At 72.4% G+C, this 13716-nt stretch carries 13 protein-coding genes; 4 read left to right on the plus strand and 9 right to left on the minus strand.

The features are described from left to right. Positions 1 to 220 precede the first annotated feature (220 nt). Positions 221 to 631: a RidA family protein gene (locus AB0I91_RS14440; protein ID WP_498785485.1), complete on the minus strand. Its 411-nt coding sequence runs from the start codon at positions 629 to 631 to the stop codon at positions 221 to 223. Positions 632 to 711: 80 nt separating this feature from the next. On the opposite strand from AB0I91_RS14440, the gene AB0I91_RS14445 reads away from it, so the two are divergent. Next, entirely contained in the window at positions 712 to 1086 is a 375-nt protein-coding gene (locus AB0I91_RS14445) for a winged helix-turn-helix transcriptional regulator (protein ID WP_498785483.1), read from the plus strand. A gap of 1 nt (position 1087) precedes the next feature. Here the strand turns inward: AB0I91_RS14445 and AB0I91_RS14450 are convergent, their stop codons facing one another. Genes AB0I91_RS14450 through AB0I91_RS14460 form a run of 3 tightly spaced genes read right to left on the minus strand, consistent with a single transcriptional unit; the run spans position 1088 to position 4103 of the window. After that, positions 1088 to 1726 carry a response regulator gene (locus tag AB0I91_RS14450; protein ID WP_499617547.1) on the minus strand — a complete coding sequence of 213 codons (639 nt, stop codon included), beginning with the start codon at positions 1724 to 1726 and terminating at the stop codon, positions 1088 to 1090. Then, on the minus strand, positions 1723 to 2925 hold the full coding sequence (locus AB0I91_RS14455; RefSeq protein WP_499617549.1) for a sensor histidine kinase: 1203 nt from the start codon (positions 2923 to 2925) through the stop codon (positions 1723 to 1725). The genes AB0I91_RS14450 and AB0I91_RS14455 overlap by 4 nt, the downstream gene beginning before the upstream one ends. Continuing rightward, positions 2922 to 4103 carry a DUF418 domain-containing protein gene (locus AB0I91_RS14460; protein ID WP_499617551.1) on the minus strand — a complete coding sequence of 394 codons (1182 nt, stop codon included), beginning with the start codon at positions 4101 to 4103 and terminating at the stop codon, positions 2922 to 2924. Before AB0I91_RS14460 ends, AB0I91_RS14455 begins: the two co-directional genes overlap by 4 nt. A 557-nt stretch (positions 4104 to 4660) precedes the next feature. On the opposite strand from AB0I91_RS14460, the gene AB0I91_RS14465 reads away from it, so the two are divergent. Further along, positions 4661 to 6676, plus strand: coding sequence for a cellulose binding domain-containing protein (locus tag AB0I91_RS14465; protein ID WP_499637104.1), 2016 nt, complete (start codon positions 4661 to 4663; stop codon positions 6674 to 6676). A 312-nt stretch (positions 6677 to 6988) separates the two neighbouring features. Continuing rightward, the gene (locus AB0I91_RS14470; RefSeq protein ID WP_499637105.1) at positions 6989 to 8698 is read left to right on the plus strand and encodes an RICIN domain-containing protein; all 1710 of its coding nucleotides are present in this window, start codon (positions 6989 to 6991) and stop codon (positions 8696 to 8698) included. Between the two features lie 46 nt (positions 8699 to 8744). Here AB0I91_RS14470 and AB0I91_RS14475 read toward each other — a convergent pair whose 3' ends face one another. The 3 genes from AB0I91_RS14475 to AB0I91_RS14485 all read right to left on the minus strand — a co-directional run bounded on the left by AB0I91_RS14475 (position 8745) and on the right by AB0I91_RS14485 (position 11113). Beyond that, the gene (locus AB0I91_RS14475) at positions 8745 to 9428 is read right to left on the minus strand and encodes a dihydrofolate reductase family protein (RefSeq protein WP_498786466.1); all 684 of its coding nucleotides are present in this window, start codon (positions 9426 to 9428) and stop codon (positions 8745 to 8747) included. Between the two features lie 72 nt (positions 9429 to 9500). After that, positions 9501 to 10745, minus strand: a complete 1245-nt coding sequence (locus AB0I91_RS14480) for an RNA polymerase sigma factor (RefSeq protein WP_499637107.1) — start codon at positions 10743 to 10745, stop codon at positions 9501 to 9503. Beyond that, positions 10742 to 11113, minus strand: coding sequence for a YciI family protein (locus AB0I91_RS14485; protein WP_498786463.1), 372 nt, complete (start codon positions 11111 to 11113; stop codon positions 10742 to 10744). The genes AB0I91_RS14480 and AB0I91_RS14485 overlap by 4 nt, the downstream gene beginning before the upstream one ends. Positions 11114 to 11299: 186 nt before the next feature. Between AB0I91_RS14485 and AB0I91_RS14490 the strand changes: the two genes are divergently transcribed. Then, on the plus strand, positions 11300 to 12187 hold the full coding sequence (locus AB0I91_RS14490) for a substrate-binding domain-containing protein (protein ID WP_499617557.1): 888 nt from the start codon (positions 11300 to 11302) through the stop codon (positions 12185 to 12187). A 15-nt stretch (positions 12188 to 12202) separates the two neighbouring features. On the opposite strand, the gene AB0I91_RS14495 is transcribed toward AB0I91_RS14490, so the two are convergent. Together AB0I91_RS14495 and AB0I91_RS14500 are read right to left on the minus strand one after the other, a co-directional pair. Continuing rightward, on the minus strand, positions 12203 to 13312 hold the full coding sequence (locus AB0I91_RS14495) for an HAAS signaling domain-containing protein (RefSeq protein WP_499637109.1): 1110 nt from the start codon (positions 13310 to 13312) through the stop codon (positions 12203 to 12205). After that, complete coding sequence (locus tag AB0I91_RS14500; RefSeq protein WP_123743866.1) at positions 13309 to 13632, minus strand: PadR family transcriptional regulator; 324 nt, start codon at positions 13630 to 13632, stop codon at positions 13309 to 13311. The genes AB0I91_RS14495 and AB0I91_RS14500 overlap by 4 nt, the downstream gene beginning before the upstream one ends. Between the last annotated feature and the right edge of the window lie 84 nt (positions 13633 to 13716).

Genomic DNA, 13716 nt, shown 5'->3' on the forward strand with positions numbered 1-13716 from the left:
TTCACCCCAAACCCCCCCTCCTTCCCCCCCCCCCCGCGCCTCCGCTCGGCCCCGCCCCCCCGCCGCCCCCCCCCCCGGCCCCCCCCCCCCCCCCCCCCCGGCTCCAGCGCCTACGCCATCGCCCGGTAGGTCCTCCTCGGCGTGATCGCCCGCTGACCAGCGCCACCAGGTCAGCGGGCGATCTCGCGTCGAAAGTCCTTTGTGGACTGCGGTTCGCCGGTCAGTCGAGGACCGCGAACGCCTCGACCTCGACCAGCACGTCCGGCTCGAACAGGTAGTCGACGCCGATGAGCGACACGGGCGGGAACGGGCGGGGGATCCCCAGCTCGTCCGCGACCTCGGCGATGCCCGCCATGAAGTCGTCCATCTTCTCCGGGCTCCAGTGCGTGACGAAGAACCTCAGCCGCACGACGTCGGAGAAGTCCGCGCCCGCGCCGGCCAGGCCGCGCGCGGTGTTGCGGAGGGACTGGGCGACCTGGCCGGTGAGGTCGCCGGTCGCGACCGGGTTCCCCTCGGCGTCCCGCGCGATCTGGCCGGCGACGTGCACGTGGCGGGTGCCCGTGCCGATCGAGACGTGGTGGTAGGGGACGGGCTGGAACATGCCCTCGGGGGTCAGCAACCGCACGGTCACGGGAAGTCCTTCACGCTGGTAGTTGGTGGTATCCAAGGTCTACCTGGTACACGAAGGGAACTTCAACGAGACTAGGTGTCATGCAGGAAACCACCGAGCCGGCCTCCGGGAGCCCTCAGATCGCCGCGCCGCACCGCGAGCTGCTCGACCAGGTGCTCGACAAGTGGTCGTTGCAGGTGCTCGACCAGCTGTGCGGGCGTCCCTCGCGCTTCAACGAGCTGCGCCGGGCGATCCCGGTCGTGACGCAGAAGTCGCTCACCGCGACGCTGCGGCGCCTGGAGCGCAACGGGATGGTCGAGCGCGTCCTGATCAGCTCGCGGCCGATCGCCGTCGAGTACCGCATCACGCCCCTCGGGACGACGCTGCAAGACCTGATCGACGCGCTGCTGCGCTGGACCACCGTCAACATGGCCGACGTCGAACGCGCCCGCGCGCGGTTCGACGACGAGGCGTAGTTCACCCGTCCAGGACGCCCCGCCGGTACGCGGCGGCCACCGCCGAGGCGCGGTCGGTGACCTCCAGCTTGGCGTAGATGTGGAGCAGGTGGGTCTTCACCGTGGCCTCGCTGATGTAGAGGCGGGCGGCGGCCTCGCGGTTGGTCTTCCCCTCGGCCACGAGCGCGAGCACCTCGCGCTCGCGCGCGCTCAGCCGTGCCTCGGTCAGCGGGCGCGCGGGCCGGATGCGGGCGAGCAGGAGGGCGGCGACGGACGGCGCCAGCACGGTCTCGCCACGCGCGGCGGCGCGCACGGCCCGGAACAGCTCCTCGCGCGGCGCGTCCTTGAGCAGGTAGCCGATCGCGCCCGCCTCGATGGCCGGCAGCACGTCCGAGTCGGTGTCGTGGGTGGTGAGCACCAGGACCCGGGTGCTCGGGACTCGGTCCAGGAGCATCCGGATCAGCACGCCGCCGCTGGGGTCGGGCAGCCGCAGGTCGGTCAGCACGACGTCCGGCCGGGCCGCGGCCACCACGGTCAGCGCCTCGGTCCCGGAGGCGGCCTCGCCGACGACCTCCAGGTCCGGCTGCGTGCCGAGCATCCCGCGCAGCCCGTCGCGCACCACCGGGTGGTCGTCGACGACCACCAGCCGCAGCGGCGTCACCGGTCCACCCCGATCGCCGGGACGGTGACGCTGACCGCCGTGCCGCCGCCCGGCGCGGACTCGATGTCGACGCCGCCTGCCAACGCGCGCACCCGTTCCCGCAGCGCGGTGAGCCCGAAGCCGCCGTCCTCCCCGGGCGTGAACCCGGTCCCGTCGTCACGCACGTCCAACACGACCACGTCCTCCATGTAGGACAGCGTGACGTCCACCCGCCCGGCCAGCGCGTGCCGGCCCACGTTGGACAGGGTTTCCTGGGCGGCGCGCAGGACGGTCACCTCGACCTCCGAGTGCAGCGGCTGGGGCGTGCCGGTCACGGTGAACGCGGCCGGCACGCCGTACTGGTCGCGCCACGTCGTCACGGCCTGCCGCACGGCGTCGCCCAGGCGGGCGTCCTGCAGCGGTCCTGGTCGCAGCGCCTCGATCGAGCGCCGGACCTCCACCAGGCTGGTGCGCGCCAGCTCACCGGCGATCTCCAGCCGGGCGCGCACCGGGCCCGGCGGGACGGCGTGCTCGTCGATCGCCTCCAGTTGCGTGACGATCCCGGTCAGCCCTTGGGCGACGGTGTCGTGGATCTCCCGCGCGAGCCGCGCGCGTTCGCCGGCGACACCGGCGGCCCTGGCCTGCTCGACCAGGAGGCCGTGCAGCCGGGCGTTCTCCGCGGCCACGGCGACCAGTTCGGCGTTGGTCTCCCGGCGGCGGATCGCCTCCCGCTCCATGGCCCTGATGACGCCGCCGATCAGCGCCGCCAGCGGCGTGCCCAGGGCGATGTTGATCAGCGACTGGCGCACGTCGGTTCCGGAGACCAGCAGGAACGGGACGTTCGCCGCCATCACGCCCGCGTACGCGCGCCACCCGGGCAGGGCGACGAACGCGAGCACGTAGCACATGGGGACGAACATCAGGAACGCGTCGCTGCGCACCACCAAGGCGCAGCTGAACGCGAGCATGCCCACGAAGTACGCGGCCATCGCCCACACCCAGCGGTCCCACCACTGCGGGTGCGCCACCACGAACCACCAGTGCCACACCGCGAGCCCGGCGGCGATGGCGAGCGTGACCGCGTGGTGCGCCCAGCCGCGCGGGTCGGTCGCCACCGACACCGCGCACGCCAGGAGCAGCAGGCCGAGCGGGGCCAACGCCCACGTCTGGTTCCACCGCCGTTCCCGCAACAAGCCCAGCCGTTCGTCCACCGTCGTCACGCCGACATCTTCGCCGCCGCACGGCGATAAGTCAGGCGGCGCAACAAGGCCTCCGCCGGGCCACGCCTCCCCGTGCGCCGGAGCAGTGCGGCGAGGAGCAGTGAGACCAGCCACGTGCCGAGCGCGACCAGGGAGAGCCCGGCGGTGCCGAGCGTCGCGCCGAGCCCCAGCGTGTACGGCACCAGCAGCGCCACGAACACCACGGACTGGAACAGGTAGCAGCTCAGCGAGTACTGGCCGCCGGCTTCGAGCAGCCGCACGACCGGTCCCCGCCGCCGGTCGAGGCGGACCGCCGCCAACGCGATGAGCGCCGCGTACCCGAGACCGCCGGCGACACCGGTCACCGCGTGCAGCGCCGCGATGCCCCACAGCGTGATCGGGGCCGTCGGGTGCCAGAACCCGCCCACCGCCAAGGCGATCGGCAACCCGCCCGCCACGGCCACCGCCAGCCCGATCACGGCGGTGCGGACCAGCAGGGGGCGGTGCGCGGCCGGGTCGGTGAGCACGGTGCGCCTGGCCGCCCAGGTGCCGATCAGGGCGGCGCTGCCGACGCCGATCATCCCGAACGGCGTCAGGAGCCACTCCGCCGGTCGCAGGACCGCCGCCTCGACGGGGTCCGCGGTCTCGAAGGAGAGGAAGTGGTGCCGCCCGCCGGTCGCCGGCGCCAGCTCGGACGCGCCCTGCACCAACGCCACGACGACCAGCCACAGCCCGGCGGCGACGAGCAGCTTGCGGTCCGACGCCCGCAGCCAGCCGAGGACGAGGAAACCCAGGATCCCGTAGCTGATCAGGATGTCGCCGGGGAACAGCAGGACCACGTGCACCGCGCCGAACACGATCAGCCAACGGTTGCGCCGCCGCAGCAGCCTCTTGGCCTCGCGGTCGTCCACCCCGGCTTCGCGCCGGCGCCGGTAGGAGTGCACGACGCCGTAGGCGAAGAGGGCGGCGAACAGGGGGTACGCGCGGCCGCCGACGAAGGTCACGTTGAGGACGCCGGCGAGCCGGTCGAGCAGGCCGTGCTCGACGATGTGCTGGCGCACGCCGTACTGGCGGCCGTAGAGGTAGGGCACGGAGTTGGCCAGCGCGATGAGGGCGAGCATGAGGCCTCGGGCCAGGTCGGGCGCGAGCACCCGTTCCCCGGCGGAAACCGGCCCCACCGCGGCAGTCGTGTGAGTCATGGGCCCAGCCTCGGGTGCGGACGGGTGGGCGCGGATCGACGGTCCGACCGATCGCGCGCATCCGCCGGGGCCGGCCGACGATCAACCGATCGGTCGATGCGCGAGGACCGACTCGGCCGCTGCGACGCGGCCTGATCGAAGACAACGCCGCACTCGGTCCCAGGACACCGGAGGCAGGGAGGCGCGCGGCTGCTCGGCGGAATCGACCGCACCATCGGCGAGGTCCGCCGCGTGGGCCAATGCTTCGGCCGGCGCTTTCTCCCGCAGCATCGGCACCATCCCTTCCCTGGTCGAGACGTGCACGAGGTCCTGGTCGGCGCACGCGGGCAGGTGGCGGCCGACCGTTCTCGCATGGGCGCGAGCGGCGGGGTCACGGCGACCGCCCGCGGTTGACGGACGCGTCCCGTTGGGCGAAGCGGCAGAGGGGGCGGTAGGCCGGTTGTACGACGTTCGATGACGGTGGCGAAGCGCTTCGATCCTGGTCATTGACAAGTCCCAGGGCGCGCCGCACAGTTTGGGAGCGCTCCCAGATCATCACCGTCGATGAGGAATTCCCCATGAGACCGCGTCCCGTCGTGCTGCCGGCCCTCGCCGCGCTCGTCGTCGCCCAAGTCGTGCTGACCACCGGCTCGCCGGCGCAGGCCGACGCCGCCGCCACCGTCACGGTGAACACCAGGGCGGGGTTGGAGGTGGTGCACGAGGCCGCCACCGGGGTCAACCACGCCATCTGGGACACCCACCTCGGCAGCGACGCCGTCGCCGACCTGCTCAAGGACGCGGGCGTCAAGGCGATGCGCTACCCGGGCGGGTCGTACTCGGACATCTACCACTGGGCCGACCACACCGCGCCCGGCGGGTACGTGGCGCCCAACACCGACTTCGACACGTTCATGGGCGGCGTCCGGAGGGCCGGCGGGCAGGCGATCGTCACCGCCAACTACGGCACCGGCACGGCGGAGGAGGCGGCGGCCTGGGTCCGCTACGCCAACGTCGAGAAGCGCTACGGCGTGAAGTACTGGGAGATCGGCAACGAGAACTACGGCAACGGCCACTACGGCTCCGGCTGGGAGGCCGACCACCACCCGGACAAGAGCCCGACCTACTACGCCACCCTCGTCCGCGACTACGCCACGGCCATGAAGGCGGTCGACCCGACCATCAAGATCGGCGCGGTGCTGACCACGCCGGGCGAGTGGCCCGACGGCATCACGGCGGCGGGCGACTCCGCGTCGTGGAACGAGGTCGTGCTGTCGATCGCCGGTCCCGTGGTCGACTTCGGCATCATCCACTGGTACCCGAGCGGTGACACCGCGGCGCAGGTGCTGGCCAAGACCGACCGGGTGAGCGACCAGGTCGCCCTGGTGCGCGAGCAGTCGCGCCGCCTGGCGGGCAAGGACCTCGGCATCGCGCTGACCGAGGTGAACACCTCCTACGGCCGCAACACCCAGCCGGGCGCGCTGTTCGCCGCCGACGCCTACGCGACGATGATCGGCCAGGGCGTGTTCAACGTGGACTGGTGGAACGTCCACAACGGCATCGGCCAGGTCCGCGAGATCGCGGGCCACCCCGACTACGATGACTACGGCCTGCTCTCCAGTGGCAACTGCACCGCCGACGGCACGGTGTGCCAGCCCGCGCTGAACACCCCGTTCGCGCCCTACCACGCGATCTCGATGGTGTCCCGCTTCGCCCGCCCCGGCGACCAGCTCGTCACGACCACCTCCACCGACCCGCTGGTGCGCAGCCACGCGGCCCGGCGGCCCGACGGCGGCCTCGCGGTCATGCTGATCAACCAGGACCCGGACGCCGCCAAGACCGTCGACCTGCGGTTCGCGGGCTACTCGGCCGCCGCCGACGCGACCGTGCTGACCTTCGCCAACGGCGACACCGGCATCTCGACCACGACCGGCTCGTCGTCCACGGCGACGCTGCCGCCGTACTCGATCACCACCCTCGTGCTCAAGCCGAACGGTTCCGCGACCGGTCCGGCCGCACCCGCCCGCCCGGTGGTGGACTCGGTCACCGACCGCACCGCCACGCTGTCCTGGCCCGCGCCGCCCGCCGGCGTGAAGTACGAGGTGCACCGGGCCAACGGCGCGAGCACCGATCAGTGGGGCGAGACGATCGGCACCACCTTCACCGCGGCCAACCTCATGCCCGGGACGAAGTACACGGTCAACCTGGTCGCGCGCGACAACGCCGGCAAGGTGTCGTGGTCCTCGCCGCCGCTGACCTTCACCACGGGCACCCCGGCCACGTCGACGTGCGCGGTGACCTACCGGGAGAGCACCAACTGGGGCAACGGTTTCGTGGCCGAGCTCGAGATCGCCAACACCGGCACGACGCCCGTCGCCGGGTGGACGCTGACCTACACCTGGCCCACCACCTGGCAGCAGGTCTCCAGCGGCTGGAACGCCACCTGGGCCCAGACCGGCTACCAGGTGTCCGTGGCCAACACCGCGACCCTGGCGCCGGGCGCGTCGACCACCGCCGGGTTCGTCGGGAGCTACCAGGGCCCGAACGTGCGACCGGTGAAGTACTTCCTGAACGGAAAGCTCTGCACGACGCGCTGACCGGGCGCTCGTTCCCGCTGCCCCCTGCCGACCGCGGTCGACAGGGGGCAGCGGCGTTTCACCGAACGTCGTACGTTCACATTCATGACCGGTTTCGGGTCGAATTTGTTCACGAGTGTGACCAGCGCGTATTTCGGGTGGAAAAGCGAATCCGCGGCGTTGACCGGATGTGCCGCAGCTCCTAGCATCCGAAGTGAAATAGCTTTCCCTGCCCGGTGGTCATATTTGTGAATCGGCGAGGTGTTCGCCGCTTTCGGTCGTGCGCGAGAAGTCTGCGGTGGCCGCCGGAATCGTTTCGGAAGTGGAGTCGGCATGAGCACATCGGAGCAGCCCGCAGCGACGCGGGCTGTACGACCGCGGGCCGTCCGCGGTGGTGTGGCCGCGGTGGGCGCCGTGGTCGCCCTGGCGGCCACGCTCGCGGCGTGGCCGCTCGCCACGTCCGCGCAAGCGGCGGTCGGCGCGGGCACCTACACCGTGAAGAACGCCGCCAGCGGGCACTGCCTCGACGCCGCCGGGTCGACCAGCGGCGTGCAGCTGCGGCAGCAGGCGTGCGGTGACGTCGCGGCCCAGCGGTGGACGTTGACCGCGGTCAGCGGCGGGTTCCGGATCACGTCGGCCGCGACCGGCCTGTGCGTCGGCGTGCAGGACGCGTCGACCAGCGCGGGCAAGGCGATCCAGCAGCAGACGTGCACGGGCGGCTCCAGCCAGGTCTGGGCGGTGACGGCGAGCGGCGGCAACTACCGCGTGGTCAACGCCAACGGCGGCAAGTGCATGAACGTCAAGGACAGCTCCACCGCGATCGGCGCCCTGGTGCAGCAGAACTCCTGCGACAGCGTCGTCTCCAAGCAGTGGGCGTTCACCCCGGCCACCGGCACGACGACGACCACCACCAGCACGACCACGAGCACCACCACGACCACGACGACGACCACCACGACCACGTCCCAGCCGCCGGCCTCGGCGCTGTACGTGTCGCCGAACGGCACCGACGGCGCGGCCGGCACGCAGGCCGACCCGACCACGCTCACCTCGGCGATCAGCCGCATCACGGCCGGCGGCACGATCCTGATGCGCGGCGGCACCTACCGCTTCACGCAGACCGTCACCATCCCGCAGGGCAAGAACGGCGCCTCGGGCGACCGCACCGAGCTGTTCGCCTACCCGGGCGAGACCCCGGTGCTGAACTTCTCCGCCCAGGCGGAGGACCCGGCCAACCGCGGCCTGGCGGTCAACGGCAACTACTGGCACGTGCGCGGCATCGTGGTCGAGCGGGCCGGTGACAACGGCATCTTCATCGGCGGCAGCAACAACGTCTTCGAGCGCACGGTCACGCGCTTCAACCGCGACACCGGGCTGCAGCTGTCGCGGATGCTGTCCACCACGCCCAAGGACCAGTGGCCGGCCAACAACCTGATCCTGAGCGCGGAGTCGCACGACAACGCCGACTCCGACGGCGAGGACGCCGACGGGTTCGCCGCGAAGCTCACCTCCGGACCCGGCAACGTGTTCCGCTACGCCGTGGCGCACAACAACATCGACGACGGCTGGGACCTCTACACCAAGACCGACACCGGCCCGATCGGCGCGGTGACCATCGAGGACTCCCTGGCCTACGAGAACGGCACGCTGAGCAACGGCGGCCAGGCCGGCAACGGCGACCGCAACGGCTACAAGCTCGGCGGCGAGGACATCGGCGTCAACCACGTCATCCGCCGCAACATCGCCTACGACAACGGCAAGCACGGCTTCACCTACAACCGCAACCTCGGCACGATGACCGTGTCCGACAACGTCAGCATCGACAACGCCGAGCGCAACTTCAGCTTCGACGGCGGCTCCTCGGTGTTCAGCGGCAACACGTCCTGCCGCAGCGGCAGCGGCACCAACGACAAGACCGTCGGCAGCGTCGGCAGCACCAACCAGTTCTGGAGCGGCACGAACGGCTCCCGCTGCGCCTCCTACGGTGGCGCGCTGCGCTGGTCCTACGCCTCGGACGGCCGCCTGGTCGTCACGTTCGGGTAGACCCCTGTCCGGTGCGGCGGGGGAGCTGCCCCGCCGCACCGGAGCGTCAGTTGCCGCGTCCCCGGTCGTCCAGGACGAGCGGGGCGCGGCCCTCGACCGTGTAGCGGATGTGGGTGACGCCGGGGGTGTGCAGCACCCGCGTCGGCGTCAGCTCGATGCCTTCCTTGTGCCCCAACCCGAGGTCGGCGTCCAGCAGCCGGAGGCCCTCGCCGAGCACGACCGGCACGATGTGGAGCTCCAGCTCGTCCAGCAGGCCCGCGGCCATGACCTGGCGGACCAGCGAGCCGCCGCCGGCGATCGCGACGTCCTTGCCGCCGGCGGCGGCCTTCGCCCGCGCCACCGCGCTCTCGACGCCGTCGGTCACGTAGGTGAAGCTGGTGCCGCCCTTGCGCTCCAGGGTCTGGCGCGGCCGGTGGGTCACCACGAAGACCGGTGCGCGGAACGGCGGCTCCTCGCCCCACGGCACCTCGCCGCCGTCGGCCATGCGCCGGCCCATCACGTACGCGCCGGCGGCCTCGAAGCTCTCCCGGATGACGTCGGAGTCGACATCCTGCTCGCCGCCCGCGATGCCCTGCCGCTCCCGCCACGCCATCGCGCTGATCGCCCAGCGGGTGACGCGGAAGAACGCCGCGGCCTCCGCGGAGCCCAGCCAGTCGCCGCCGCCCTCGTGCCGCGGTCCGGCGTAGAAGCCGTCGAGGGACACCGACAGCTGCGCGGTCACCTTGGTCATGGCTGCGTTCCTTCCTCCCGGCGACGCCCGGCGGGGTCGCTCGGGAGGGGATCGGAGCCGGCGACGCGACTTCTACATCGGCGCGGAAGAATTTTTCGCGGCGGCGCATCGGGCCGCCCGCAGGAGGAGGAACCGCTGCTCGGCGACGTTGCCCGCGAGCCGTGCGGCCTGCCGGAACGCCTCGCTCGCGGCGGTGCGGTCACCGTCCCGTTCGAGCAGGTGCCCCCGCACGGCGAGCAGCCGGTGGTTGCCGGCCAGGACGCCGCGCTCCAGTTCCGCGACCACGTCCAGGGCGGCACGGGGACCGCGCACCTCACCGAGGGCGACGGCCCGGTTCAGCGCGGTGACCGAGCTGGGCGCGAGGCGTTCCAGCACGTCGTACAGCGCGAGGATCTGGGGCCAGTCGGTGTCCTCGGCCGTGGCCGCCTCGCTGTGCACGGCCGCGATCGCCGCCTGCACCTGGTACGGGCCGACGGGGTGGGTCGCCAGGCTGCGGGTCACCAACCCGGCGCCCTCGGCGATCGCCGCGCGGTCCCATCGCGACCGGTCCTGCTCGGCCAACGGGACCAGCACCCCGTCCGGGCCGGTGCGGGCCGCGCCGCGGGCCTCGGTCAGCAGCATCAACGCCAGCAGGCCCGCCGTCTCGCCGGAGTCGGGCAGCCGCTCGTGCAGCTCCCGGGTCAGCCGCACCGCCTGCTCGGTGAGGTCGGGACGGCGCAGCCGCGGACCGGCGCTGGCGCTGTAGCCCTCGTTGAACAGCAGGTAGAGCACGTGCAGCACGACCGCCGGCGCCCGGTCGCGGTCGGCGGGCGGCTCGAACCGCGCGCCCGCCTCCAGCAGCCGCTGCTTGGCGCGGGAGATCCGCTGGCCCATCGTCTTCTCCGGCACCAGGAACGCGGCGGCGATCTCGGCGGTGGTCAGCCCGGCGACGGCCCGCAGGGTCAGCACCATCTGGGACGGCGCCGTGAGCGCGGGGTGGCAGCACAGGAACAGCAGTTCCAGCAGGTCGTCGCGCGCGGGCTCGGCGTCCGGCGGCGGCGCGAGCAGCTCGTCGCGCGGCACGGCGTCGAACAGCGCCTGCTCGCGGCGTTCCCGCGCGGCGTCGGAGCGCACCAGGTCCACGTAGCGGCGAGCGGCGACCGTGGTGAGCCAGCCGAGGGGGTGTTCGGGGACGCCGTCGCGCGACCACGTGCCGGCGGCGTTGATCAGCGCCTCCTGCACGGCGTCCTCGCACCGCGCGAAGTCGCCGTGCCGGCGCACGAGGATGCCGAGCACCTGCGGCGTCAACGTGCGCAGGAGGTGGTCGACGGCGGTCAAAGGTCGTCGCCGCCGTGCCGCATCAGGGGCCACACCTCGAGCCCGCCGCCCAGGCCGCGGCTGTAGCGCAGGGCCGGGTAGGAGGCCGCGATCTCCATCGCCCGCTGCTCGCTGTCGACGTCGACCACGAAGTAGGAGCCGACGTACTCCTTGGCCTCCAGGTACGGGCCGTCGGTGACGACGGGCGCGTCACCGGCCATGCGCACCGACCGCGGGCGGGGCACCAGGCCCTGCGAGTCGACCAGCTCGCCGGACTCCCGCAGGTCGGCGTTGAACGCGTCCACGTCGGCGACCAGCTTGGCGAACTCCTCCGCGTCCACGCTGTTCCAGACCTGCTCGTTGCCGTAGATCAGCATCAGGTACTTCACCGCGTTGCCTCCCACCGTCGACTTCGGACGGTGAGGGATTCTGCCGGCTGCCCCCGCCTTTCGAAACTTTTGCGAAAGCCTATCGCGCCTTCGGGGTGCCGAGTCGCCGTTGTTCGGAGTCCCTGGTGAATCGGTGCAGCTCAGAGCTTCGTTGTGTTTCGCATGATTTCCGATAGTGTCGGAGCCGTGAGCGCGCTGAGGATCCTCGAACGCACGTGCCTCGTGCACCGGGCGCGGAGTGACCGGCCGCGTCCCGCCGCGCCCCTGGTGGAGCTGGTGTTCCCCGCGCTGAACAGCGCGTGGGCCATGGAGGTGATGCGGGGCGTCGTCGACTCCGGGCTGGACGTGGTGATGTCCTCGGCCGGTGGTCGCGGCGCGTCGTGGGCGACCGACCTGGTCGAGGCGCGGCGCGCCGGCGTGCTGCTGGTGACGTGCCCGATCAGCGTGGCCGAGGAACGGGTGCTCGCGCGCGCCGGCGTGCCGCTGGTGCACATCGACCCGGTCGACGCGGCCACGCCGGACCTGCTGAGCGTCGCGGCCACCAACCGGGCGGGCGGCGTCACGGCGGTGAAGCACCTGCTGTCGCTCGGGCACCGGCGGATCGGCGTCGTGGGCGGCCCGCGTGACGTGCTGTGCAGCCGTGCCCGGGTGGACGGCTACCGCTTCGCCCTCGGCCGCGCCGGCATCGCGCCCGACCCCGCCCTGGTCCGGCACGCGGACTTCACCCGCGAGGGCGGCCGGCGGGAGGCGGCCGAGCTGCTGCGCCTGCCCGACCGTCCGACGGCGGTCTTCGCTGCCAACGACGAGCAGGCCCTGGGCGTGGTCGAAGCCGCCCGCGCCGCGGGCCTGTCGGTGCCCGCGGACCTCAGCGTCGTCGGTTTCGACGACCTCCCGGCGGCCCGCCGCGGCACCCCGGCCCTGACCACCGTGCGCCAACCGCTGGCCGCGATGGGCCTGCAGGCGGGCTGGATGCTGGCCGACCTGATCGCCGGCCGCACACCGGCCTCCGACCGGGTCGAACTGGCCACCGACCTGGTCGTCCGCGACTCGACCGCCCCGCCAACCCCCTGGTGACGGGGCGCCGTCGCGTCAGCCCGTGGTCGTCACCGTCGTCGGCGCGGTCGTCGTCGTGGAGGGCGACGGGGTGACCGACGACGGTGGGGTGGTCGTGCTGGTAGGCACGGTCGGCATCACGACGGTGAAGGGGACGCCCGTCTCCTCGTGGCAGCCGGTCTGGTCGTGGACCACGCGGGGCCGGGGGTAGCGGTTGTCGTCACGGCTCTCGCCGTCGCAGCCGTACCACAGCGCGTTCAGCGGGCGGCCGTCCTCGTCGTAGAGGTGGACGTCGGTGAGCGGCTTGCCGTCCTTGTCGAACACGTAGACGTTCTCGCGGACCTGCTGCGCCGGTTGGTACGAGACCGGCGCGGTGCTGAGCGGGTAGATGGCGAACACGGACACCACCTTGCCGAGGAACAGCAGCAGGACGCCGAGGGCGAACCCGGTCGCGGGCAGGGTGATCCACAACCACCGGCGGTCGGTCCTCGCCTTCGGGCCGGCCACCAGCGACACCGCGGCCAGCGCCACGGCCGGCCAGAAGGTGATGTCCGACCGGTAGACCAGCACGCCGCCCAAGCCGATCAGCAGCGCGCGGATGATCCACCACACCGCCTGGAACGGGCGCAGCGACGCGAACCACCGGCGCAGGTCGGACTGCCCGGTGCGGGTCAGCGCGTCCTTGGCGGCCACGGTCTCCGGCAGCGTCGCGATCTGCGCCACCAGGCCGTTCTGCCGGAACACCACCACGATGGCGGCCGCGCCGCAGAGGCCGAAGAGGAAGGCCGCCTCCACGATGTCGCCGTCGGTGACGGCGAAGCCGAACGCCACGACCGTGGCGGCCAGCAGGCTCCACAGCGCGAACCTGGCGAGCACCGTCGACCGGTCGCCGCCGCCCGCCGCGGCCGACGAGGGGGAGGGGTACCCCGCCGCGACGCGCAGTTCCTCGGCGTACGCGCGCGGTGTGCCGAGCCGGTCGATCAGGGCCGCGGCCGAGAACTCGTCGCCCATCTCCTCGGCGACCTCGACCACGTGCGCGCCCGCGTCGTCCATGATCTCGGCGACCTCGGCCGGGGGCAGGTCGGCCAGCGCGTCGCGCATGGCGTCCAGGTAGTGCTTGACCTCGGTGTTCGTCTGCGTGCTCATGCACCCTCCCCCAACAGGTCGTCCAACGTCCGCGCGAACGACTTCCAGGTCTTGCCCGATTCGAGCAGCCGTTCCCGGCCCGGCTCGTTGAGGCTGTAGTACTTGCGGTGCGGGCCCTCTTCGCTCGGCACGACGTACGACGTGAGCAGCCCGGCGTTGTAGAGCCGGCGCAGGGTGCCGTAGACCGACGCGTCGCCGACGCCGTCCAAGCCGCCCTGGCGGAGCCTGCGCAGCACGTCGTAGCCGTACCCGTCCTCCTTGCGCAGCACGGCAAGGACGGCGAGGTCCAGCACCCCCTTGAGCAGTTGGCTGGTGTCCATGCGCCTCTCCCGGTGGTGTGCGAACGAGGGTACTACGGAATGCGCAGTACCGCGTACGAGGGGGTAGTAGGTGCGAGGATCACG

The sequence above is a fragment of the Actinosynnema sp. NPDC049800 genome (assembly GCF_040656635.1).
Lineage (GTDB): Bacteria > Actinomycetota > Actinomycetes > Mycobacteriales > Pseudonocardiaceae > Actinosynnema.

Coding starts and splice junctions, on each gene's coding strand:
- AB0I91_RS14445 (WP_498785483.1), top strand. CDS start 712: ATGCAGGAAACCACCGAGCCGGCCTCCGGGAGCCCTCAGATCGCCGCG.
- AB0I91_RS14460 (WP_499617551.1), bottom strand. CDS start 4,103: ATGACTCACACGACTGCCGCGGTGGGGCCGGTTTCCGCCGGGGAACGG.
- AB0I91_RS14465 (WP_499637104.1), top strand. CDS start 4,661: ATGAGACCGCGTCCCGTCGTGCTGCCGGCCCTCGCCGCGCTCGTCGTC.
- AB0I91_RS14470 (WP_499637105.1), top strand. CDS start 6,989: ATGAGCACATCGGAGCAGCCCGCAGCGACGCGGGCTGTACGACCGCGG.
- AB0I91_RS14475 (WP_498786466.1), bottom strand. CDS start 9,428: ATGACCAAGGTGACCGCGCAGCTGTCGGTGTCCCTCGACGGCTTCTAC.
- AB0I91_RS14495 (WP_499637109.1), bottom strand. CDS start 13,312: ATGAGCACGCAGACGAACACCGAGGTCAAGCACTACCTGGACGCCATG.
- AB0I91_RS14500 (WP_123743866.1), bottom strand. CDS start 13,632: ATGGACACCAGCCAACTGCTCAAGGGGGTGCTGGACCTCGCCGTCCTT.